At 51.0% G+C, this 23,947-nt stretch carries 21 protein-coding genes; 8 read left to right on the top strand and 13 right to left on the bottom strand.

Going from position 1 to position 23,947, the window contains the following annotated elements; all coding sequences use genetic code 11:
* Nucleotides 1–25 precede the first annotated feature (25 nt).
* The 10 genes from ACJJIW_RS08425 to lgt all read right to left on the bottom strand — a co-directional run bounded on the left by ACJJIW_RS08425 (nt 26) and on the right by lgt (nt 8,586).
* Nucleotides 26–670, bottom strand: coding sequence for an energy transducer TonB (locus ACJJIW_RS08425; protein WP_282930987.1), 645 nt, complete (start codon nt 668–670; stop codon nt 26–28).
* A 224-nt stretch (nt 671–894) separates the two neighbouring features.
* A complete protein-coding gene (locus ACJJIW_RS08420; protein WP_444892205.1) occupies nt 895–2,247 on the bottom strand; it encodes a tetratricopeptide repeat protein in 1,353 nt (450 codons plus the stop codon).
* A gap of 12 nt (nt 2,248–2,259) precedes the next feature.
* The gene (locus ACJJIW_RS08415) at nt 2,260–2,877 is read right to left on the bottom strand and encodes an energy transducer TonB (RefSeq protein ID WP_282930985.1); all 618 of its coding nucleotides are present in this window, start codon (nt 2,875–2,877) and stop codon (nt 2,260–2,262) included.
* A 5-nt stretch (nt 2,878–2,882) separates the two neighbouring features.
* Nucleotides 2,883–3,284 (bottom strand): ExbD/TolR family protein, encoded by a 402-nt coding sequence (locus ACJJIW_RS08410; RefSeq protein WP_108734754.1) that lies wholly within the window; start codon nt 3,282–3,284, stop codon nt 2,883–2,885.
* A 112-nt stretch (nt 3,285–3,396) separates the two neighbouring features.
* Nucleotides 3,397–3,924 carry a MotA/TolQ/ExbB proton channel family protein gene (locus ACJJIW_RS08405; protein ID WP_282930984.1) on the bottom strand — a complete coding sequence of 176 codons (528 nt, stop codon included), beginning with the start codon at nt 3,922–3,924 and terminating at the stop codon, nt 3,397–3,399.
* 14 nt (nt 3,925–3,938) lie between these two features.
* Nucleotides 3,939–5,309: a MotA/TolQ/ExbB proton channel family protein gene (locus ACJJIW_RS08400; protein ID WP_282930983.1), complete on the bottom strand. Its 1,371-nt coding sequence runs from the start codon at nt 5,307–5,309 to the stop codon at nt 3,939–3,941.
* Complete coding sequence (locus tag ACJJIW_RS08395; RefSeq protein WP_282930982.1) at nt 5,306–6,088, bottom strand: DUF3450 domain-containing protein; 783 nt, start codon at nt 6,086–6,088, stop codon at nt 5,306–5,308. The genes ACJJIW_RS08400 and ACJJIW_RS08395 overlap by 4 nt, the downstream gene beginning before the upstream one ends.
* Before the next feature lie 287 nt (nt 6,089–6,375).
* Complete coding sequence (locus ACJJIW_RS08390) at nt 6,376–6,885, bottom strand: dihydrofolate reductase (RefSeq protein WP_282930981.1); 510 nt, start codon at nt 6,883–6,885, stop codon at nt 6,376–6,378.
* A gap of 9 nt (nt 6,886–6,894) precedes the next feature.
* Nucleotides 6,895–7,728 (bottom strand): thymidylate synthase, encoded by an 834-nt coding sequence (locus tag ACJJIW_RS08385; protein WP_282930980.1) that lies wholly within the window; start codon nt 7,726–7,728, stop codon nt 6,895–6,897.
* 6 nt (nt 7,729–7,734) lie between these two features.
* Nucleotides 7,735–8,586 carry a prolipoprotein diacylglyceryl transferase gene (gene lgt, locus ACJJIW_RS08380; protein WP_282934629.1) on the bottom strand — a complete coding sequence of 284 codons (852 nt, stop codon included), beginning with the start codon at nt 8,584–8,586 and terminating at the stop codon, nt 7,735–7,737.
* An 88-nt stretch (nt 8,587–8,674) separates the two neighbouring features.
* Between lgt and ACJJIW_RS08375 the strand changes: the two genes are divergently transcribed.
* The 4 genes from ACJJIW_RS08375 (at nt 8,675) to ACJJIW_RS08360 (ending at nt 14,509) form a co-directional block, all read left to right on the top strand.
* The gene (locus ACJJIW_RS08375) at nt 8,675–9,496 is read left to right on the top strand and encodes an NRDE family protein (protein ID WP_444937094.1); all 822 of its coding nucleotides are present in this window, start codon (nt 8,675–8,677) and stop codon (nt 9,494–9,496) included.
* 414 nt (nt 9,497–9,910) lie between these two features.
* Nucleotides 9,911–11,863 carry a L,D-transpeptidase family protein gene (locus tag ACJJIW_RS08370; RefSeq protein ID WP_444892208.1) on the top strand — a complete coding sequence of 651 codons (1,953 nt, stop codon included), beginning with the start codon at nt 9,911–9,913 and terminating at the stop codon, nt 11,861–11,863.
* Nucleotides 11,864–12,050: 187 nt separating this feature from the next.
* On the top strand, nt 12,051–13,274 hold the full coding sequence (locus ACJJIW_RS08365) for a L,D-transpeptidase family protein (RefSeq protein ID WP_444937093.1): 1,224 nt from the start codon (nt 12,051–12,053) through the stop codon (nt 13,272–13,274).
* A 56-nt stretch (nt 13,275–13,330) separates the two neighbouring features.
* On the top strand, nt 13,331–14,509 hold the full coding sequence (locus ACJJIW_RS08360) for a L,D-transpeptidase family protein (RefSeq protein ID WP_282930975.1): 1,179 nt from the start codon (nt 13,331–13,333) through the stop codon (nt 14,507–14,509).
* Between the two features lie 31 nt (nt 14,510–14,540).
* On the opposite strand, the gene ACJJIW_RS08355 is transcribed toward ACJJIW_RS08360, so the two are convergent.
* Nucleotides 14,541–15,947 (bottom strand): Lcl C-terminal domain-containing protein, encoded by a 1,407-nt coding sequence (locus ACJJIW_RS08355; RefSeq protein WP_282930974.1) that lies wholly within the window; start codon nt 15,945–15,947, stop codon nt 14,541–14,543.
* 689 nt (nt 15,948–16,636) lie between these two features.
* On the opposite strand from ACJJIW_RS08355, the gene mepK reads away from it, so the two are divergent.
* Complete coding sequence (gene mepK, locus ACJJIW_RS08350) at nt 16,637–17,170, top strand: peptidoglycan L,D-endopeptidase MepK (protein WP_282930973.1); 534 nt, start codon at nt 16,637–16,639, stop codon at nt 17,168–17,170.
* 68 nt (nt 17,171–17,238) lie between these two features.
* Here mepK and ACJJIW_RS08345 read toward each other — a convergent pair whose 3' ends face one another.
* Together ACJJIW_RS08345 and ACJJIW_RS08340 are read right to left on the bottom strand one after the other, a co-directional pair.
* Complete coding sequence (locus ACJJIW_RS08345) at nt 17,239–18,423, bottom strand: imelysin family protein (RefSeq protein WP_444915336.1); 1,185 nt, start codon at nt 18,421–18,423, stop codon at nt 17,239–17,241.
* Nucleotides 18,424–18,465: 42 nt separating this feature from the next.
* Nucleotides 18,466–19,134, bottom strand: coding sequence for a histidinol-phosphatase (locus tag ACJJIW_RS08340; protein ID WP_444894774.1), 669 nt, complete (start codon nt 19,132–19,134; stop codon nt 18,466–18,468).
* A 338-nt stretch (nt 19,135–19,472) separates the two neighbouring features.
* Here ACJJIW_RS08340 and ACJJIW_RS08335 point away from each other — a divergent pair, with 338 nt between their 5' ends.
* The 3 genes from ACJJIW_RS08335 (at nt 19,473) to ACJJIW_RS08325 (ending at nt 23,921) form a co-directional block, all read left to right on the top strand.
* The gene (locus ACJJIW_RS08335) at nt 19,473–19,979 is read left to right on the top strand and encodes an RNA pyrophosphohydrolase (protein WP_282934628.1); all 507 of its coding nucleotides are present in this window, start codon (nt 19,473–19,475) and stop codon (nt 19,977–19,979) included.
* A 108-nt stretch (nt 19,980–20,087) separates the two neighbouring features.
* The gene (gene ptsP / locus ACJJIW_RS08330; RefSeq protein ID WP_444892211.1) at nt 20,088–22,340 is read left to right on the top strand and encodes a phosphoenolpyruvate--protein phosphotransferase; all 2,253 of its coding nucleotides are present in this window, start codon (nt 20,088–20,090) and stop codon (nt 22,338–22,340) included.
* Between the two features lie 723 nt (nt 22,341–23,063).
* Complete coding sequence (locus ACJJIW_RS08325) at nt 23,064–23,921, top strand: IS91 family transposase (RefSeq protein WP_444937092.1); 858 nt, start codon at nt 23,064–23,066, stop codon at nt 23,919–23,921.
* Nucleotides 23,922–23,947: the final 26 nt, after the last annotated feature.

The raw sequence follows: 23,947 nt of genomic DNA, 5'->3' as shown, positions 1-23,947 counted from the left end.
AAGCGGCCCCTAAGGGCCGTTTTTTTTATTCCGCTATTTTGTAACTGATTCGATTGCGTACCCCGTAGCGCTCCACTGGTTGGCCAGCTTCCATTTGAGGCCGATACTTAAATCGTTCTGCCGCAGCTATCGCAGAACGATCGAACACACGGGTTGGGTTACCATTAGAGTCATAACCACCAACAACACGAGCATCTCGTACAGCCCCTGTTTTTGTCACTGTAAACTCTACAACAACATATCCTTCTATTCCCCTGCGCAAGGCGGCACTAGGATATCGCGGTGCAGCTTTGTACACAGGCAAAGGATCTTGCGATACCTTCATCCCAGTCTCAGAAACTGGTGTTGGAGAGCCTATTTGAATATTCAGCTTAACCGGCAAAACTTCAGCCTGCTCCATTCGCATATTCGGCTGTTCAATGACTGTTTGTGGTGGTGCAGGTGCCTCATAATTTTCGGTAACAATCACCTTTTTCGGCATATGTACCGATTTAATTTGTGGCAACAACTCAACTGTTGGCTCTTCAATATCAGTTGCCACTAGCTGACTCATTAAAAAGAGCAGCCCCACTGTTGTCACGGCAGCATATCCCAGGCCCTTCACGTAGCCTGCAAGTAAATGCTGGGGGAAAAACACGGGGTTGGGAATTGACTGACAAGCTCTATCCATAACACCTCTCCTATTATTTTTAGGGTGCAATAAGCGGCATTCTTGTGCCGAAAATGGAAAAGCTGATCAGCTGACTTAATCATTAGTCAATTTACAAAAAAATGCAAATAGTCTGTTAATACAGGTTATCTCAAAATTTTGTATCGGCACTAATAAACAAACAGGTATAAAAAAAGCCACGCATTTCTGCGTGGCTTTTAAGGGGCCTAAGAAGTTAACCGGAATTAAATTGCCAGTTGCTCTTCACGCTCCTTTTCACCTTCGACAAAGGATATCCACTGTTCAGCGAACTTCTCTGAGCGCTCATCTTTACGTGCAAGTTTGAGGCTCTTTAAAGCTGCGTCATAACGCTTAAGGTTGGCATTCGCCATACCCATTACGATATGCAGCTGATCGACACGCTTGATACCACCTTTGGCCAGAGCTTTTTTACCCATAGAAAGGGCTTTCTCGTTCTGATCCAGGTCCAGGTAAATACCGGCCAGGCGTGAATAGATCTCACCTTTATCAGAAAGCTGTGCTGCCGCTTCCAACTGGGGAATAGCTTTCTGCAGCTCTTGAGACATCTGGTAAGCCTGAGCTAGGGTTTCCAGGTTTTTAGATGTGCGTGGGATCTTCTTATCTTCGATACCCTTGGCAATCACCTTAGCTCCTTTATAAGGCATTTCATGCCCCATAAAGAGATACCCCATATTTAGCAGGTCTTTATCCTTCTCCAAAGCGCCGGCAAGGTAAGCTGCTTCCATCATGTGCAGCTGATCCTTATCGCGCTTCAGTTCACCGTATACCGCTCCAAGGGTTTTGTAATACGCTGGCTTCGGATAGTACTGCACCAGTTTTTCTAGAACGGCAGCTACTTTCGGGTAGTCTCCGCGCTCGAAGTAAACATATTGCTGTAAGCCGAACCAACCTTCCTTCGGTATCTTGCCCTCTTTTTCAAACATGGATACCGCTATATTGATATCCGAGAGAGCCTTATCCTGATTGCCAATCTGGTTGTAAGCCTGAGCACGTAGTGCGTAGGAGTCAGCAGTGATACGATCAGAAACTTTAAACCACTGATTCAAGTAGTTGATCGCCTGCTTGTAATCCTCAGTTACGAAGTACAGCTGGGCAAGAGTAAACAGGGTGCCCACTTCCAAAGCTACCGGCAGGTTTTTCTCACCCTGGGCCAGTACCTTTTTAAAGTAAGGGATCGCCTCTTTATAGTTTTCAGTGCTGTAATAAACAACACCGAAGAAGTTGTACATTTGTGCAACTTCGTAGCCGTTGTACCGCTTCTTGCTTGCGTCCATCTCTTTCAGCGCTGCAAGAGCACCCGCCCAATCCTCTGCATCAGCAGCCTCTTGAGCTTTTTCCAGCTTCTTGTACGCAGCTTCACGCATAGCCGGAACTTTACGGGTCTTTTGCTTGCTCGGCTTTTTTTCTTCCTGCGCTTGTGCTGAAGCGAATGGCGCTGACACACCGACAGCTTCTAACACTGTGACGCTGACCGTCGGCGCAAGAACCAAGGGTAGCGCTACGGACGTGCGCAGAGCGAACTTGGACAAACCTTTAGTGATGGTCGTCAACTTCATAGTGCTTCCCCTTTAGTCCTTAGCCATGTTAAAGCTGATCTTGGTCCTAACATTAGGAACTTCGGTCGGCTTGCCATCGACTACCCGCGGCTTGTACTTGTACTTCAATGCGGACTTCAGGGCAGACCGATTGAAAACCGTTGTGGGCTTACCTTGCAGAGTGAAGGCTTCAATTACAATCGGATCACGTACTGAACCGTTTGTCGTTACGGTGTACTCAACGATTACATAACCTTCCATACCACGCTGTAGAGCGCGACGAGGATACTGCGGCTGTACTTTTACGATCGGTAGATAGTCACCTTCACCAAAGCTGAAACCAGACAGCTTAACGTTGCCTCCCGCAGAGGGGGCAGCGATATTGATGCTGCCATCAAGATCCGGCTCCTCAAAATCGGGCTCCGGCATCTCCGGTGGCGGAGTTTCGGGCTCATCTGGTTTTACCGGCTTAGCGGTGTCGTACTGTGTTTCAATCTTCGTATCAGGCATCACCACATCGGCAACTTTGAACTGCTCCTTCTCCTCAGGAGCTTTCATATTTGCCGCAATCAGCTGATGCATGGTGAAGATGAGGCCAAAGGTCGTGGCTACCGCCAATGTACCTGCCCCAAGAAGTCTTACCGGATTCATAGCTGTTAACTCTTCTCTGTAGCGACGGAAACTTTCTTGATACCAATCTTCCTGGCTGCTTCTGCAATCAGGGCAATCTTCTCAATGCTTGCTCCCTTATCGGGCTGAATTACCAACCACCCTTTCGGGTTTTCCGAGTAGAGACGCTCCAGGACAATTCGTACCTGACGCTCATCAACCTTCTCTTTGGCAATCCAAACCTCGTCACTGTCGTTGATCGCTACCAGGATAGAGGCGGCCTTGAGTTCAGCGGTCGTCGCTTCCGGCTTCTCAACATCAGCACCCGGCTCCTTGATAAAGGTCGCAGTGACGATAAAGAAGATCAGCATGATAAACACCACGTCCAGCATGGGCGTGAGGTCAATTGCGCCGGCTTCTTCTTCTGCCGTATTTTGTCTTTTGCTCATAGCAACTCTCTTAGCGAACTTTTCCAGCGGGGGCTCAGGGAGCCCCCGGCGAAAGTATCTGGCTTGGCTAAACCTTCACAGTAAATAAGCAGGCTTATTCGCTGGTGTATGCTTAGTGATCCATCGTCAGATGATCTTCCAGCAGCTGGGTTTCACGCTCAGCTTTACGGGCAAGGTAAGTGTTGGCAAATACGCCTGACAGCGCTGCAACCATACCCGCCATTGTCGGGATAGTTGCCATGGATACACCACTGGCCATCTGCTTGGCGTCACCACCACCTGTAATCGCGAGAACATCGAACACGTTGATCATGCCCCAAACCGTACCCAACAGCCCAAACAGAGGGGCCAGGGCGACACAAGCTTGGATCATGTCCATATTGTCCTGAATTTTCTCGGATACCCGGGAAATCATTGCATAACGGATCTGGTGCGAAGCCCAGGATTTGCGCTCACCGCGCCCCTCCCATTGGTCTACCGCACCCTGAACGTCACTTTTCAAACCTTTGTTAAAGTAGAAAACACGTTCAAAAATCAGCGTCCACATAAAGAAGGTCAGGCCGGCGATCAGGAACAGTACTGGCCCGCCCGACGCCATAAAGGCGTTGACGGCGGCCCATGCGTCATTTAATGCGTGCATGTTGCCGCCTCCTCTTATTTACGCTCGGCGTTTTCTGCCACGATACCGGCACTCTGTTCTTCCAGAATGTGCAGGACACGCTTGGCACGACCATTTACTACGGTGTGCATCAGAACGGTTGGGATAGCCACAACCAGACCGAGAACGGTAGTGATAAGGGCTGAGGAGATACCACCTGCCATGGCCTTAGGATCACCTGCACCAAAGATAGTGATCGCCTGGAAGGTGATAATCATACCGGTAACGGTACCCAGCAGACCCAGCAGCGGAGCCACCATCGCGATGATTTTCAGCAGGTTGAGGCCGGATTCGATTGCCGGACGCTCTTTCAGTACCGCTTCTTCCATCTTCAATTCGAGAGTTTCGCCGTCTACACCTTTGTTCTCTTCCGCAACAGCCAGTACACGACCCAGCGGGTTATTGGTGTTCGGAGTAGAGGAACGCAGCTGAGCATTCACCTTGGCACCAACGCCAGTCAGGACGATCAGGCGGAAGATAGCCAACAGCATCGCGAAAGCACCAACAGCAGAGATGATGTATCCCACGATGCCACCCTGGTGCCAACGCTCTATGATATCAGGGCTGTTGATCATGGCTTTCAGGTAGGAACCACCGGTAGGACCAGTCGGGTCTACACCGAAGGCACTGAAACCACTGGTAGAAGATTGCAGAGCTTCAGCCATGCCTTGGAACTTGGCGTCCGGCTGACGGATCAGCTCAGCCATTTTGTAGGCATTGTTCATTTCCAGGTATTTACCATTGGAAACCAGGTTGAAGTTACCTACGCGAACCACTTCCTGATCAGCCTGTTCACCGTTGGGCTTGATCACGGTCGCGTTAAACTTAACGATTTTGCCGGATTCAACGGTTTCACGCTGAATTTCAAACCACAGACGCTCGATTTCCTCGATAGTCGGCAGTTTGGTAGCAGTATTCATCTTGGCCAGAAGACCGTCGATGAACTCTGTACGACCAGGATACTGGGCAGAAACCAGAGAGGTACCAACATTCGCGCGCAAGTCTGCTGCAGTAGAAGACATGTGGCCGAACAGCTCTTTCAGAGAGCCCATACGCTCATCCAACTGTTGACGCTTCTGGTCTACAGCAACTTCCTGCTCCTGGTACTTCTTCTCCAGTTCAGCAGAACGCTTTTCTTCAGCGGTACGGGTGTTTTTTGCTTGGTTCAGCAGGGCGTTTTGGTTCGCTTTCTGACGACGGAACTCAGCTTCGCGCTGCTTGTGTTCTTTGGACTCGGCAACTTTGGATTGCTGAACCATTTTCAGCAAATCGTCCAGGGAAGCAGCCTTCTCTTGAGCAACTGCGGAGAAGCTGATCAGACCAGCTGCTGCCGCTACTAAAACGCGTTTGGCGAAAGAGGTTTTCATTGCGCTGCCTCCGGAGCCGGGATCGGCATGGTCATGATGTCGATAGTGGCCTGCTTCTTGGCAATTTTCAGACCGTTCATGAGAGCGCGGCGGTATTCACCAGCATCGATCTCAACCCACGCTTTTTGCCCTTTGTCATAAGCGAGGGAAATTTCAGCATCAGTAGTCTGAGCCAACAAGGCAATACGGCCGATTTGCAGGACGCTTACCTCACGCTCCTGACCAGCAACAGTCAGAGTATCGCGGTAAGAGTCGATCTTACGGGCATATTCCGCTTCGAAGTTATACAGCTCCAATACCTGGCGGAATTTCTCCGCAACACTGACATCGGAACGGTCCATGGTGCTCTTAACACCATTCAGGTTAGCCATACGCTCTTCAAGCTTGAACGGTGCGTCCAGCTCAATGAACTGCTCCAGGCCGTCCAGCATACGCAGGATCAGCGGCTGAATCTGACGCTCAATGACAGTAACGTTGGCAATAGACTCATCCAGATCGTTAATTACTTCGAGCTGGTTAGCCAGCTGCTTTTCCAGCTGACGGTTGTATACGCGCAGACCATCGATTTCTTTATTTACCACCTTGAAGTCCTGCAGCAGGCTGCTGGTTTCGTCGGCGATCTTGTCGATGCGCTTTTGCGATGCCTGGGCCGCAGTGGTTTTCTGCTGGCCGACGGCGAGTACGTTATCGAGAGTATCCGCAGTGGCTACGCTGCCGTAGAGCGCGCCGGCAGACAGCGCAGTGGTCAGCGCCACAGCCATGAATCGCTTGGTTTTCATTAGACCCCCCAGTGGGTTCAATATTTCACAACATGGTCGCGATGAGTTAGCTGCCACAACGCGGTGTCCTTTTGTTTTAAAAACATTGGTTAGAAGACAGCTAAGAGCCGCACATTGTAAACAGCCGATTTGATTATTCAAATGCCGATTGCCAGCATCGGCCCGCTTGGGTAGCAAGGTAACACTTGGGTAACATCCCCGGGTCACTTGCACACATTCGCGGCGACGTTCCTTGTGTAAGCTGTTGGAGAATTTAACAGATCGATCAACTTTTGATCAAATTGTTTTTATTTAAATCTGTCATATTGGACTAATGAGTAGTTGTACTCATTCCTGTCTGAGGCCGGGTAACACTCGCGTACCGACTCGACCCAAGAGTCATCAATATCGGGAAAGAAAGCATCCCCGTCGATTTTTGCGTCTACTTCAGTGATATACAAACGGGTAGCAAGCGGCAGTGCCTGGCGGTAAATTTGTGCTCCACCAATGACCATCACTTCGCTTGCCCCGCTATCTTTGGCACTGTCTTGAGCCAGACTCAGGGCTTTGTCCAGAGACTGGACCACCTCAACGCCATCCGCAACCCAATCTGTATTACGCGTAATGACAATATTTACGCGCCCCGGCAGTGGTCGACCAATAGACTCAAAGGTCTTTCGTCCCATTACTACTGGCTTCCCCATGGTGGTCCGCTTAAAAAACTGCAAATCGCCGGAGATGCGCCAAGGGAGCTCATTGTCCTTGCCGATAGCACCATTACAAGCAACCGCCGCGATCAAAGCAATAGAAACCGTCATTACTGCTCCTTAAACCGCTACGGGTGCCGGAATATGTGGATAGGCTTCGTAACCCTTGAGCTCAAAGTCCTCGAAACGGAAAGAAAACAGGTCTTTGACTTCTGGGTTCAGGTGCATTTGCGGCAGAGGCAGTGGATCGCGCTGCAATTGCAGCTCGACCTGCTCCACATGGTTCGAGTAGAGGTGAGCATCGCCAAAGGTATGAATAAAGTCGCCGGGCTGCAAACCACATACCTGTGCCAGCATAAGGGTCAGCAAGCTATATGAGGCGATATTGAAAGGCACCCCCAGGAAAATATCTGCGCTTCGCTGGTACAGCTGGCAGGACAACTTGCCGTCAGCGACATAGAACTGGAACAGGGCGTGACAGGGAGCCAGGGCCATGCGTCCTTCACGGGCATTATCAGCAGGTGAAACACCTTCATCTGGCAGATCCGCAGGGTTCCAGGCGCTAACCATCAATCGCCGGGAGTCCGGGCGGGTTTTCAACTGGTGTACCAACTGCTCAATCTGGTCGATCTGGCGACCATCCGAAGTGGGCCAGGAGCGCCACTGATGGCCATATACAGGGCCCAGATCCCCGTCCTCTGTCGCCCACTCATCCCAAATCCGCACCTTATTGTCCTGGAGATAGCGGATATTGGTATCCCCCTGCAAAAACCACATAAGTTCGTGAATAATCGAGCGCAAATGGCACTTTTTAGTGGTGATCAGCGGAAAACCCTCCGCCAAATTAAAGCGCATTTGATAGCCAAATACACTGAGAGTACCAGTGCCGGTGCGGTCACCTTTAACGGTGCCGTTATCGCGCACATGGCGCATTAGATCGAGATACTGCTTCATCTACTGCTATGCTCCGCCTTTAACTCGGGAAGACCCTGCTTTCTTACCTTTCTTCTCAGTTCTTCCCTCGGGAAGCGGCTGAGTCTTATAACTCCACACCAGCAATGCCATGCCGGCAATAATCATCGGCAGGCTCAAAAGCTGCCCACGAGTCATCCATCCAAATAAATCAAAACCAATATGCCCATCGGGCTCCCGGACAAATTCCACCAGGAAGCGGAATACACCGTAGAGCATCACGAACATACCACCCACCGCGAGTCGAGGACGCGGCTTACTGGAGAACCACCAGAGCAGCGCAAAGAGTACCAACCCCTCGAGGAAGGCTTGATACAGCTGGGATGGGTGCCGGATCAGAAGGTCCGGGTCCTTTGGAAAGACCATGCCCCAAGGGCCTTCAGTTTCACGCCCCCAAAGCTCCTGGCCAATAAAATTACCGATCCGCCCAAGCCCAAGACCGATGGGCACCAAGGGGGCGACGAAATCAATTAGAGCAGGGAAGGTTGTACCAATTTTGCGCGCGTAGAGTGCCGTGGCCAACATTACCCCTATCAGCCCGCCGTGGAAGCTCATTCCCCCTTCCCACAGCCGGATCAGTGATATTGGGTCTTCGAGCAACTGGGGGAAGTTGTAAAAGAACATATACCCCAAGCGGCCACCGATAACGACACCAATGGCACAGTAGAGAATCAAGTCCTCAACTTCGGATTTAATGACCGGTGACCAGGGTTTGGCACTTCGGCGCAATGCCAACCACCAGGCCGCGACAAAGCCAGCCAAGTACATCAGCCCATACCAGTGCACTTTTAAGGGGCCTATTGCAAAGGCTACCGGGTCAATTTCGGGATAGGTCAGCATGGGGGAATCGCGATTGCTAATAAAGGGCGTATTATGGTCGTAAAGCCCCCCGCTGTGGAAGGGCAGCTTGCCCCTAGGGAAGATCCCCATGTGTCTACTGCTATTCGCCTATCAATGCCACCCGAAATACCCTCTGCTGTTGATCGCCAATCGGGATGAGTTCTATCAAAGGCCAACCGCAGCAGCGGAGCACTGGCCCGGGACCGGGCTAATTGCGGGTAGAGACCTTGAAGCTCAGGGAACCTGGGCCGGCGTATCCCCCGGCCGGGTCGCGGCTGTAACCAATATCCGGGAGCCTGGGACACCGGAACCTGTAGGAGCGCTTTCCCGCGGAGAAATACCGCAGAAATTCCTCAGCCAACAAATTAGCCCTGAACATTTCATCCACTACCTGGAATCCCAGCAATATCGAGGCTTTAACGCCCTGCTGTTTGATATTCAGAATCAAAACTCTCTCTTCTGTACCGGGAACCGGCACAAGCCATTTACTTTTGAACCGGGCATTCACGGTATCTCCAACGGAGCGCCGGACGAGCCCTGGCCAAAGGTGGAAAGGGGCAAAGCGGGGCTGGCAGAAATAATACCTGCGGCCGACCAACTGGTAACAATCGAGAGCTTTGTGGAGCCAGCACTGGCACTGCTCAAAGATCGTACCCGCGCGCCGGACCAACAACTCCCTCATACCGGGCTACCACTGGAGATTGAACGGGCACTCTCTCCGATATTCATTCAAATTGATGCCGATAGCTCGGCGACAGAACCAATGCTTCGCAATGGAGGCTACGGCACCCGCGCGAGTACCGTGATCACCATCGACCAGAGGGGGTGTGGCCAACTTTGGGAGCAAACTTTTATAAACGGCAATCAAAGTGGCCCCCTGCGCTACCTCACTACCCAGTCGCCCAATTAAGCGGGGTTAATCCTGATGGCAGACAAATTGTGCATAACTTTTTGTGCAAGCCTCTGCACCATATTTAAAAAAGCCCCAGTAAACTCGCCCCATTTTCACCCACGGGCGAAAAATTTGACGAAAAACTCATCATCCGCAAATCCCTACTCTAAAAAGAATGAAGCGCCAAGCAAATTTTGCATTTATTGCCATACTTACTTTCACAGACTGAAGTTGGTTGAGTTTCGCGCAAGCAGGACACCGACAGCAGTCTTAATAAAAGGAAGTCGCGCGGGACGCATGACACGTGCGAGTCACCGATAATATCCCTGAGTATCTGGATGGGCTCGCCACAGGTTGGGAAGGTATGAACGATCTGGCGCCCGGCATTTTCCAAAATATCGCACCGGGCCCCCGCAGAATCGCTGAGGTACCATGTCGTATTTCAACCCCGAGCATCGTAGACGCAAATCTGTACTTCCACTGCTGACACTGGGTAGCCTCTGTGTCTTCATTCTTTATTATGCTTTCGCAGCAAACCAGAAGACCGTACCCGTTTTACCGGAGAACGCTGTTCGCCCTCATTTAGTGCACTGGCTAGAGGAAAACCCTGATGCCTGGCCAGCCCAGGACCCCATTTTCAACCCCGCCGCTGTGCGCAAGATCTACCAGCGCACGGATTACCGCTTGCTTTGGTTCGATAACTACAGCCTAAGTGATAGTGCCAATGACCTGCTGAAACAACTCACAGCTGCCAGCTCCGGCAATCCGAGCAGCATGGTCGACTACCGCTACCACCTGGGGTACTTCGATCGCACCCTCCGCGATACTCCACAACGTCTGCAGATGGCAGCCGTATTGGATATCTTACTGACCGATGCCTTTGTGTCCTACGCGCAAGATACCCAGCTGGACAGGCTCAAGCCCAAAACCCGCCCGCGCCGGGGTGTCACACCGGTTCTGCGGGATAGCGAAGGTTTCCGCTTGGTTGCTACCAGCACCGCTCAACAGCAGGCTTCCAGTGAACCCAGCGGACGCAAGTACTTCCGCGGATATGATCGCGCAGCCAATCTCGGCAGCAATGTACGCAGCCGCTATTACTCGCGGGAATACAATGCGGATACTTCCGGCAATTACTCAGGACGCAATTATTCCGGTAGCACTCGCACCTATGAGCGCAGCCGATACCGTTCCTATCGGGACAACAATAGTGGCTCGGGTTCTGGCAGTCGCGTTTATTACAACCAGGGGCGGTCAAATACTGCCGCCCCACCGGTGAGATCTGAAAACAGTGAGGGGCCTTACTACGAGGAAAACCGGCCCTATGGCAACGATGTAAGAGCGCTGCGCGGTGAACTTCAACGGCTGCGCAAGATTTCTTCCAGCGGTCGCTGGCGTCCGATCCCGGCGGGTCCCGCCATGACCATGGGTGCACGCCACCCACATGTGGGCCTCCTGCGCAACCTGCTCTCCCTATACGGTGATTACCAGTCTTACTACAGCTACGGTGGCACTGATCGCAATCGCTTCGATCGGGGCCTTCACCAAGCGGTGGTGCGCTTCCAGAAGCGTCACGGCCTGAGAGCAGATGGTATTGTCGGTCGCTCAACTCGCAAACGCCTGAACTTATCCCCAGCTGCGCGCGCCCGCATTGTGGAAATGAATATCAAGCGCCGCGAAGAGTTGCCGGAACAATTGGGCAGCCGTTTTATCCAGGTCAATATTCCTGCGTATCGTCTCAAATACGTGGAAAACGACCAGGTCAAACTGGCGATGAATGTGGTCGTCGGCAAGAAAAAGCACGCAACGCCTGAAATAACCACCCGTGTCAGCAAGGTAGTCTTTAACCCCACTTGGACAGTACCGCGCAGTATCCTGGTGAATGAGATACTCCCCAAAGCTCGTAAAAACCCTGCGGGTATGGAAAAAATGGGATACCGGGTGATTAGCGGTAGGGGGGAAAAACTGCCCCTGACCCCGCAAAACCTATCTGCAGCAGGTGCGGGTTCCTACCTGATGCGCCAAATGGGTGGTGAGGAAAACATATTGGGACGTGTCAAATTTGAAATCCCCAATATTCACGACGTGTACCTGCACGATACGCGCGCGCGCAAACTTTTTTCCCTGACCACTCGGGGCTATAGCCATGGCTGTATCCGCCTGGAAAAACCCCGCCATTTGGCCGAAGCACTACTTCGTCCCCAAGGGGATTGGGATCAGTGGCGTATCGATCAATTGACCACAGGAGAGGAAACCACGGAAGTGGATATGTCCCAATTGGTGAAGGTTTATATCACCTACTGGACTGCCTGGGTCGATGGTCAGGGCAACCTGAACTTCCGCCCGGATATTTATGGCAAAGATGGACTGACCGATAATCAATTTTAAAAGAAACCGGGGCGGCTATACGTCGCCCCGGTTATAACCAGGGAATTATTGAGCGTGTTATTCCATTAATTAGCCATTCTTAAGCAGCACCATTCCTGAAAATTATTTAAAGACTATCAGTCACAAGTTATCAATGTGAGCACAGTGATAAATCTCACTGATTTCTCAGTGCTTGCAGGGGTGACTTATGGGTGCTGCCAACAATTCACTTTGCGCTTTTTTGCCACGCAACCAACTAACCTCCCTCAGGGCGAGTACCGCTGCGATTGCCATAGCAATATCGCTGGGCATTCACTCACCACAAATACTCGCCGAAGTTAAAGATACCGTCGAACCTGACCTGATCGGCAGTCGCGATCCTTTTTTACCTCAGGGCAGGCAATTTTCCCTACTCAGCGAAGCGTTAGCACGCTATCAAACCCTGGCACAAGGTAACTACTGGAAACCGCTCAGTGCTGGACAACCTATCACACCGGGCAGTCGCAGTCCCCGGGTTGCGCAATTGAGAAGCCTGTTAATGCTCTATGGTGATCACCATCCCGAAGAGTACGGAGCAGATACTTCTAAAGCAGATGTCTACGACAAAAAATTGCAGCAGGCCGTTAAACGGTTTCAGAAACGTCACGGATTAAAGCAAACGGCACTGGTTGATGAGGGAACCCGGAGTCGACTCAATACCCCGCCAGATAAAGTTGCCAAAATTCTGGCAGCAAATATTGAACGCTGGAAACAACTCCCCAAGGATTTAGGGCCTCGCTATATCATCGTGAATGTCCCGGAATTTAATTTGCGCCTAATTGAAGGCGATAAAGAGCAGTTCCGTATGCGTGTGGTTGTGGGAAAACCAAAACACAAAACACCGCAAATCGCTACCCGTATGACGCGACTGGAATTTAATCCTGTATGGCGTGTCCCGCCCAGTATTGCGCTGCGGGAACTTTTACCCAAGGGCAGTTCCGCCCTCAGGGCAAAAGGTTATCGCCTGATGAATCATCGGGGCAGATCGGTGCCTTTTACTCGTGGAAATGTGGCTGCAGTGCGTCGAGGGCAAGTTTCGCTGCAGCAAAAAGGCGGACCGGGGAATGCTTTGGGAAGAGTGAAATTTGTTATCCCCAATCGGCAGGCCATTTTTCTCCACGACACAAATAGCAAGCATTTATTTAAAAAATCACAAAGGGCCTTTAGCCACGGTTGTATTCGCCTGGAAAAACCATTGCAGTTTGCTCGCATGATGTTAGCCCAGCAAAACAAGTGGAGTGATGCCCGTATCAATCGCGCGCTGGGAAGTGGTCGCACCCATGGCGTTGCCCTTAAAAATCCCCTACCGGTTTATATCGCTTACTGGACTGCCTGGATCGATGAAAATGGGCAGCTTCAGTTTCGGCCGGATATCTATAACCGGGATCAGTAATAGGAGGTGACGGAGTGAAGCGGAATAAGAGCTATAGGGACTACTGAGTTATCAGTATGGCAAATGGCCCATTCCAGCTCGGCATCGCCGCACTGATAAGCCTCGTAATTGCCTCGGCCAGCCCTTTGAATGCTTCATTTACTGGGCAGACCGATGTCATTATTGAGCCAATCAGTTCGACCCAGCAATTGCGCGATACCGCTCAGGCCTACCGAGTGTTAGCGAAAAACTGGCGACCGATTGCCCAGGGAAAAACTTTACAGCCCGGAGACAAAGGCCCTCGTGTCCTGCAACTACGTAATTTGCTGGCACTTTATAAGGATTTTCACGGTCAGCCCGGGCCGCTTTCCGCCCCGCAAAAAGATCCCCGAAGATTTGACAGTGCACTCCAAGCAGCAGTGGAGCGCTTTCAGGAACGTCACGGACTGAACGTTACCGGCATCGCCGGTGAAGACACACTTGCAGCCTTGGCCGTCTCGCCAATGGAGCGCGCTCAGCAAATGGAATTGAATGCATCCCGATGGGAACAGCTAAAACTCCCTGAAGATGACCGCTATGTAATTGTCAACGTGCCCGACTATCGCTTACAGCTTATCGAAGATGGTTCGGTTGCTCTCGATATGAAAACCGTCGTGGGAAAAAGCAGTACGCGCACACCGAATTTACGCACGCGGATAACCAATATTGTTTTCAGCCCAACCTGGACAGTCCCCCGAAGTATTCTTGTCACCGAGCTTTTGCCCAAGGCACGACACAACCCAACAGCCATGCACAAGCGGGGTTATCGAGTAGTGCAATATCGCAGCGGTAAATCGTCCCCTATTACAGAGGAGACTATTGCCAAGGCAGCCGGTGGGCACGCTACTTTGAGGCAATTGAGTGGCCCTGAGAATACTCTGGGGAAAGTGAAATTTGTTATCCCCAATAAGCAGGCTATTTTTCTTCATGACACCCAAGCTCAAAGCCTGTTTAAACTTCGCCAGCGGGCATTAAGTCACGGATGCGTAAGGCTACAAGCACCAGAAGAATTAGCGTACTTTCTTCTCCGTGACCAGGGTTGGGATAGAACTCGGGTAGCACAGGCAGCGAATGGGCATGATGCTCTGAATGTAAAGGTTAAGGGGTCACCCCGTATTTACATTGTTTATATGACAGCATGGATAGATAGGGATGGGCGCCCCCAATTCCGCCCTGATATTTATCATCGTGACAAAGAGATACCCTATCCAAATTAAAGGAGCTTATCTATAAATAACTCCGTACGGACTACCCGTCGATATTCCTGACAAGTCTTACATAGTTATCAATTCTAATGGCATCCTCAGGTGCCCCACCTGGCGGAGGCCCCATAGCTCTCTGCATATTTCCATCAGTCATGAAAGGGGGCTCAGGCATTGGTGGGCGCCGTTGAGGGCCATCACCATCAGATTGCGGTCTACCTAAACCTTTTATGTGATATCCCCCATCCTTATAAACAGCGACCTCATCCAATTGTCCAGATTTTGGATCACTTCGTTGAGCCCCAGCTCCATGCAGATCTACCCATTTCTCCGCCATATACCCCATAGCTCGACCGAAACTAATGTAGTTTGCAGAGGCTCCTGCTTTTCTACTATTCACATGGGTTGTACTAGTCCAAAACCAGGGAAAATCTTTTTCCTTACTTTCATTCTTGATAGAGCTGATTTCGAAAATAGAATCAATAGACGCAGAAGTCGTTTTATTTGGAGAACGTTGGTAATCAACGATACTCTGTAGCTCTTTTGCATTAGGCAGGCGCCAGTCGCTGTGGCCTAGGAAATTTTGTGCATTTTTCTCCTCTGCCCAGGCTAAGGCCTCCTGCCAGTTCATTCCTTTCCGGCTATCAGATTTCATCCACATTAAACCCGTTGCCAGATCGGAAACGGTGCCATCTTTATTATCGACAAACTTATTCTTGCCATAAGCCTGGTTGCCGCGCACAAAGTAAGCATAGTTTCTCGGACCACCACCAGGAATTGCATAAGCTTTGATTCTGCCATCTGCTAAATTCAGGCCGAATACTGCAAGTGATCCTCTGAATACATCACCCGTGTAAATATTACTGGACCAGAATTGGGCATCGATAGTGCGTTCGCCCCTCTCTTCATCACCATAGGCGAATGCAAAATACCGGGTATCAATAAAGGGCTTAGCATTACTCTCACTTGGACCGGCGGGGTCAATACCGCTGAAGTTCATCAGGGAATATAGTTGTTTTATCGTCGGAAGACGCCAATCAGAATAGCCACCAAAACGCGCTTGATTCAATTTTTCAACATATTCCCCAACATCGCGGAAAGCGATCTTATCATCAGGGGTAACTTCACCATCCCTGTTTAAATCCGGGCTCTGGGTCCACATCAAACCGGTGACATTATCAACCACAGTAAGACCATCTTTAGCCAGGGAGTAATTCATCTTATTGAAAGAATACTGGGCATCCTGACCAAAGAAATCATCACCGGGCTTTGGCTTGGGAATGACATCCTTATCATCAAAAAATTGGACCTGTGCCGTATCTACTATTGGGTAACTAATAGAGTCTATTTTCTTTTCAGCATGTGCCGCTGCCATCAGGCTCAAGGAAGCCGAGATCAATGCGACCAAAGAAATATAGGGCAGCCGAGACCCGGCCCCAGATATGCTAGCCATAGTGTTTTACCGCAAGTGAAAAAGTAAAAGAACCAAGCTAGCATTATTTGGTTTTGATCTCAGGCAACTTCACATTTGTAAACACAACCTTACCAAGGTGCACAATCCATAACGGTGGCCAGCTATGCAAAGTGATCATTAGTTTTGGACTGATGATTCGACTGGCTTTGGAAATCCTTAGGGGACAGACCGGGCTATGCTAGCCAACTTAAACGGTTGGGTATCCATAGAAATACTACACTGGTAGCACCTACACATCTTGTATATACATGTGCATACAAATAATTGTGTACTCGATAGAGCTGAACTGTCTTTCTATATAGATAGATAAACCAGCCACTAATAAAGAAGGCTATCGAGCTCATGGCCGAAGGGGTGATCGGATAGCTCCCAAGTACACTGACGAAACCGCCCGATAAAACCTATAAGTCGCAGAAAAATAATTTTTTAGCGATTAGCGTGCAATGACAACGCTGTCTCCATCTTATTCAGTACTATCGACTGATCAGCAGTAAAAATTCCGGTTTCAGGTAGCAGAAAAGAAAAAATATACCACCGGGGCCATCTAATTATTTCCGAATTAGCAGCCTCAGGTTTGTAACAACTGGTTATTTTTTGTACATTTTCCGCCGTACCCGGTTGCGCCAACTAAGGCAAACCGACGAGAGATTTAACGACGAGGCGGAATTATGAAGAATCCATCCAGACGTCGATTCCTGGCAGTGACCTGCGCAACTGCGGCGGCCGTCAGCGCCGGACCGACTTTCGCAAAAGTAGGTAGCTCCCGCACCCTGAAAATGCGCAACCTGCACACCGGGGAGAAGCTGGAGGCCGCCTACTGGACTAACGGAGATTACAGCAGCGGAGGCCTGAAGCAGTTCAACAAATTGCTTCGTGACCACCGCGCCAACGAAGTGACCCGAATGGACCCCAAGCTTCTGGATATCGTCTACAAGCTGAAGGAGAAGTTCAATTACAACGGCACCATTGAGATTATCTCTGGATACCGTTCACCTAAAACCAATGCCAAGCTGCGTGCAGCTGGCCGAGGCGTAGCGAAACGCAGTTACCACACACGTGGTATGGCCTTGGATATCCGTATGCCGGGAGTGTCCCTGTCGAAGTTGCGCCAGGCAGCACTCAACCTGAAAGCGGGCGGTGTCGGATACTACCCGAAGAGTAACTTCGTACACGTGGATACTGGCCCTGTACGTCGCTGGTAATCCCCACCCAACAGATACAAAAAACCCGGCAGTCGCCGGGTTTTTTGTTATGCCTGTGAGAGCAAGATTTATTCACCATCAACCGGTAAGCTAACCGGCATCACATCCTGATCGGATACTGGCACTTGGGTAGTACCTGCCATCAACCCGGCGATACGCTCGAGAAGTTTGCGTGCCTGCGCCAATTGGGTCAGTTCCGCCAGCTCAATCGGGTCTTCCATTTGCAACAACAAGCTCTCGAAATCCACAAAAGCCTGCTCTAAAGCTGTCACCTGATGTCTATCCAGTAACAGCTCCGCCAAGCCGCCCCCACCAGTGGGAATCCAGTTTGACTGGAGAGTTGCCATAATCGCCAATATCGCCTGCTTTGAATCGGCAGCGCGGCTACTTTCCACATCGCTCTCAGAACTCTCCGGCAACCTGCGCAACAGCTGCTCATCAATCACCCGGGTGTGCGCTGCACGGATTTGCTGCAATCGGGCAACCGGGCCAAGGGATAGATAGGGCCGCGACAGGCTGTTGGCTGCCGTCGGCCAACGGCGGGCCAAGCCTGCCATATCCTCTTCCACACCTTTAACGATCAAGCGGGTTAGTTCACGGCGCCGATTGACGGCCAGGGCCTCGGGTTTTTCCCCATCGGACTTAGCCAAAAACTGTTCCGCAACCCGCTCGCTGGTGGGTCCCCAGAGCATGATTTCCAGGGCGTGAAAACCGGTGCTTGCCTCTTCATGTGCCGTCAGGCGGTGCTGCTTGCGCAAGTTCGTTAAAGTCAGATCAATGGCCGTATCGTTAACGATACCGCTCTCAGAATAACCCGGCACTGTATCCAGGTAGCCCGCCTGGGCCGGCCAACTATCTACTGATAACAGTAATTTTCTACCCTGGCTGCGCAACTCTCCCGAAGAAAAAGCCAACTGGATATAAGGCAGTGCAGCAGCAAATTCCCTGTGGGCATCCAGCCAGGCGAGCCTGGCATTTTCCAGCTTATTTTCATTCGGCTGAGCCAAGAGACCATCCACTTCACGCTGCAACGTTTCAACAGCGGCATGGGCGTGGATAACCTGGGCCTCACCCGCCTGCCAAATTGCCAGGGATAACTCGGTCGCAGCCTTTTCATTCACAGGTTGCGGCGCAATACTTTGTTGCGATACCTGCTGCGGTTTTTCTACCGCTTTTTGTTCACAGGCAGAAAGTCCGGCCAGGGCCCCGATTAAAACAGCCAGGGCCCGGTACTGGATAATAGATCCGTTCACTCAATTCCCCATCTTGTGCATTTCACAAATACTGGCAAGCACCTACTCACTCTCTTCCCGCAAACTGATCACCGGCCAGCCGCGAGCCTCAGCTTCTGCGCGTAGGCGATCATCCGGGTCCACCGCAATTGGGTGCTCAACTTCGCCCAGCAAGGGCAGATCATTGATGGAGTCACTGTAGAACCACTTTTCACTGTTGGCGTATTCCGGGTTGTGGGCCAGCCATTGGCGCAACCGGACAACTTTCCCCCCCTGATAACAGGGTTCACCAACGACCTTTCCGGTGAACTGCCCCTCATCCTCCTCAGGCTCAGTGGCCAGCAGGGTATCGACACCGAGGCGCGAGGCAATAGGCTCAACCACAAAGCGATTGGTCGCAGTGATAATCATGATGTGGTGGCCTTTGCGGCGGTGTTCGCCGATCAGCTCCTGGGCCCGAGGCAGCCACAATTCACTGATAACTTCCTGCATAAACTCGCTTTGCAAGTTATCCAATTGGCCACGGGAAAGCTGCGCCAGGGGTTCCAAGGCAAATTCCAGGTAGGCAAAAATATCCAGCTCACCGCGCTGGTAATCTTGATAAAAGCGATCGTTAGCCGAGCGGTAACGGGTCCCGTCGACATGTTCACGCTCCACCAGAAATTCGCCCCAGGCATGATCGCTATCACCACCTATCAGCGTGTTATCCAGATCAAAGATTGCCAAGTGCACCGTCGACTCTCCCATAACTATAGGTTCCCCATAAGCATTTGACCGCCAGGAAGCCGGAAACGTCCCCTGCGCGGCCGCTAATTTTACCTTGCGCCGCACGACAGCACACGGACTGCGTCACTGAATTGCTGTAAACCCCCCGCTGTGGAACAATGCAGAACAAGTAAGTGCAGCGCACGGCCGCACACAACAGTATTGAGGATGGTATTTTGGGCGACGGCAAGCCGGCACAGGCCGGACGAAAGAACCGCCGTAAGCCCGCCAAGCATTCGAATCGCAATGATAAAGCTCCGGCCAGTAACAAGAACCGGGGCACGAGTGGCGAGAGCAGCAGCAATATCGATGCCGAGGGGTTCCGCCCCAATGTCGGTATTATCGTGCTCAACGCCCGCGGTCAGGCACTGTGGGCGCGGCGGGTAGGTGGCAAGGACGCCTGGCAATTTCCCCAGGGTGGTATTAATCCGGGCGAAACCCCTGAACAGGCGCTATATAGGGAACTGTACGAGGAAGTAGGCCTTACTCGCGATCAAGTCAGTATGATTGCCTGTACCCGTGGCTGGCTGCGTTATCGCCTGCCTCAAAGGCTGATTCGACGTCGCTCCGAACCACTGTGCATCGGGCAAAAGCAAAAGTGGTACCTGCTGAGGCTCGAGGCAGAAGAGGCCTCTATCAGCTTCGACAACGGTTACAAACCCGAATTCGACCACTGGCGCTGGGTAAGCTACTGGCACCCACTGAGTAAAGTGGTGACCTTTAAGCGTGAAGTATACCGGCGCGCACTGACCGAGCTGGCCCCACAACAAATACAGCTGGAGAGACGCTGGCTGCGCGGACAGGACAGCTGACCGCACAGGGTAGTTAGCAGCGTATCTTCACAAAATGGCCTCGATCAGCATCGAACTTCTACTTTCCGGGGCCATCGAATTTCTCCGTTGATTGGCGAGGACAGGCCATTGCTCGGATCTCTGCGCAGTATCGTTCAGGAAGTAAATGCCGCCCGGAATCTCACCGCGGTGCTGGAAATCATTGTGCATCGCGTGCGGGAAATCATGCACACCCGCGTCTGCTCCGTATACCTGCGCGATAAGCAACACGGCAACTATGTCCTGATGGCCACCGATGGCCTCAACCCCAAAGCGGTTGGCCAGGTCCACCTGGCCCCGGGCGAAGGTCTGGTGGGCAATGTAGTTACCCGCGAAGAACCGATTAATCTGGAAAGGGCCGAAGCCCACCCCGCCTTCCAATATTTCCCCTCCACAGGAGAAGAGCGCTTCAGCGCCTTTCTCGGCACACCGATTATTCACCACCGCGTCGTACTGGGTGTCCTGGTTGTGCAGCAAGAGGAGAAGCGCCGATTCGACGAGTGGGAGGAAGCTTTCCTGGTCACACTCTCGGCGCAGCTCGCCGGCGTTATCGCCCACGCCGAGGCCACCGGTCTTCTGGCCTGTATTGGCAAGCAACAGCGGGAAACTCACTTTTCCGGCATCGCCGCGTCCCCCGGTGTGGCGATCGGGCGGGTACATATTGTCACCCCGCATGCGAATCTCGGCACAGTGCCCTACTCCGAATGCGAGGATGTGGACACTGAACTGGCCCTGTTTCAACAGGCCCTGACAGCCGCCCAAGAAGAAATTCGCGAAGTCGGTGAGCGCCTGAAGAGCGACCTCAGCCCCGAGGAACGGGCGCTATTCGATGCCTATATCAGCATGTTGGATGACAGCTCCCTCGCCGTCGAGGTATGCGATCGCATCCAACAGCAGCTCAGTGCCCAGCGGGCCTGGGCCGAAGTTATGTTGGAACATGTGCGGCGCTTTGAAGCCATGTCCGACTCCTACTTTCGCGATAGGGCCGCCGATGTTCGCGACCTGGGCGCTCGAGTGCTAATGCACCTGCGACAACAGCAACAGAGCGACCGAGACTTCCCCGATAACACCATCCTGATCGGCGAAGAGCTAACCGCAGCAGTATTGGCAGAAGTACCCAGGGAAAAGCTGATCGGAGCCGTATCCGTTAAAGGCTCCTCCAACAGCCATGTGGCTATTATTGCCCGAGCCATGGGACTGCCCGCAGTAATGGGAGTCCAGGACCTACCCTACGAAACCATCGACGGTGTCGATATGGTGGTGGATGGCTACCGGGGCGATTTGCATATTCACCCCGGCGCAGAACTCAAACGCCGCTACGACGATATTGTTGCAGAAGAGCAGCAACTGGCCCGCAACCTGGACCACCTGGCTCAACTCCCGGCAATCACCTCCGATGGCCACCGCATTCGCCTGATGGTAAATACCGGGCTGATGGCTGATGTTGTTCGCTCCCTGGAGCGCGGGGCTGAAGGAGTAGGACTTTTCCGTACCGAAGTACCTTTCCTATTGCGAGACCGCTTTCCCTCCGAGGAAGAGCAGCGGGAAATTTACCGGGAGCAACTGGAAGCCTTTGCCCCCCTTCCCGTCACTATGCGCACCTTGGATATCGGTGGCGATAAAGCGTTGGCCTATTTCCCTATCGAGGAAACCAATCCCTTTCTGGGGTGGCGCGGCATTCGCGTAACTCTCGACCACCCGGAAATATTCCTGGCGCAAGTACGCGCCATGATGAAAGCCAGCCTGGGACTAAATAACCTGCGAATTATGCTCCCCATGATCAGCGGCCTAAACGAGCTCGAAGCCGCGCGCAAACTGGTGGAAAGAGCCTACCGGGAGCTGCTTGAAGAAGGTTACGAAATTGTTATGCCCCCACTCGGGGTAATGGTAGAGGTACCCTCCGCCGTCTACCAAGTGCGGGAACTCGCCGTACATGCAGACTTTATATCAGTAGGCAGTAATGACCTCACCCAATATCTCCTGGCGGTGGATCGCAATAACAGCCGTGTAGCCAATATTTACCACGCCCTGCACCCAGCGGTACTGCGCGCTTTGCAGGAAATCGTAACGGCAGCCCATGCCGTTGGCACCAAAGTAGGGATTTGCGGAGAACTAGCAGGAGAACCTAGCGGTGCATTGTTATTAGTAGCCATGGGCTACGATATGCTATCGATGAACGCCACTAACTTACCACGAATAAAAGCTACGCTACGCGCCGTTAGCCGGGCTGATATTGAGCAGCTCCTGCAACAGGTTTTGCAAATGAATAGCCCTGAGCAAATTGAAAGTACCGTGAAAGGGTTTCTTAATGAGGCGGGATTGAAGGTCTCTTTGCAGCCGTAAATGATGAGGTATTTAAATCTAAATTTACCCGATTTTATAAAGCCTGAGTAAAATATCTAACAACCAGACCGTTAGTCCCTCGCAACAGCGGGCTATTTGCCCAAGCGACTAATGAAGAGCTATATCGCTCTACATTATTCTGACCCTCTAAATAACTTCTCAATGTTTCCTAATCCTTAAGCTACTTTTCAGAAATGGCAAGCTCACTTTATTTTTAAGCGTGTCAATGGCATAGCAGAATATCCCCCACCCAAAGAAAAAACAAGTAACTACTAAATACGCGTGATACTCAATTAGTACACTCAAACTAAAAAAATATCTAATCCTTCACAACACTCAATCCTGAAGCCTTGACCTCATCACACTTCTAAATTTCCGATAATTCTGACAAGTTAGTGAGTGCCAGCTCAGGTAATCATGATCATTTTGACCGTTATTTTTGAGCTTTACATAGAATGTATAAAAATACTTTACAAATAAGTCAGTTATAAGTTGAGTTAAAAACCAGGATAGTAGTCAAAGTGATCATTTTTGTGGTTTGTACTTTAGTAGCAATTACATCTAACTCTATGATTTTAATTTAAAACTTCCATTACAGCGGGAAAATTGATTCCGAAATAGTAATCATGATAAAAGTGGTCAGAATGAATACTATATAAATATTGTACAAACCCGCTACGCGGGAGTGGTGCCACTTTTAAATTATAAGAGGCATTTTAGAAAATGCATAACCGGGTATTGCAAAATATATTTTCTGCGTACAGTGGTTATTTATCTAAAACTGCGCAGCCACTAAAAAATTTAAACGCTATCTCCTCGATACAAGAATGCCGTACAAAATCGATGGGAAGCAGTTATTATCGTTGTAAGCACAACCATGTCACTGAGCAGCATCATTCTTGTAGGCATAGAAGTTGCCCCCTCTGCTCAGGCAGAAAACAGCTCCAGTGGGTTGATCAGCAGCGTCGTAAATTATTTGATACAGAACATTTTCATGTGGTCTTTACTATACCTCATGAGTATCTGCCGTTATGGCAATACAACGAAGAGAAGCTTACAGATATACTATTTTTGTCGAGTAAAGAAACCCTGTTTGAATTAATGGCGAGTAAAGACTATCACGGAGTAACTCCCGGGATGCTTATGGCTCTGCATACTTGGGGAAGACAGTTAACTTTACATCCTCATTTTGATCACCGTGACCAGCGACGCAAGCGACTAAGATTAAAGCCTGAAGAGTTCTTAAGACGTGTCTTGCAGCACATACCTCCAATAGGAAAACACATGGTACGGAGTTATGGATTATATGCTGGGTGCAATAAGAAAAAGCACGATCTATGTAGTAATCAAGTGGGTTTAATGAAAGATCAACGACTCCCAGTTGGATTGCAAATCCAAGATCTGGTGGTAGAGTGTGGGCAGTGCCATGAATCTACAAAGTTGACTGGCAGAGTGTGGTCTAAGGCGAAAAAAGGAATTTTCTTTATAAAGGGGGCGGTTCGGCAAGATAGTGCCGGCAGGAATGTACAACATGGCGATGAACCAGACACTGCAGGAATGGGCCTCTTTAGTTCGGCCTAAATTCAATGCCAGGTAATTTTTTTACC

The sequence above is a fragment of the Microbulbifer maximicatervae (SeqCode) genome (assembly GCF_052467815.1).
Note: the sequence above shows the minus strand (reverse complement) of the source record. Positions and strands in the feature narration are given on the sequence as shown.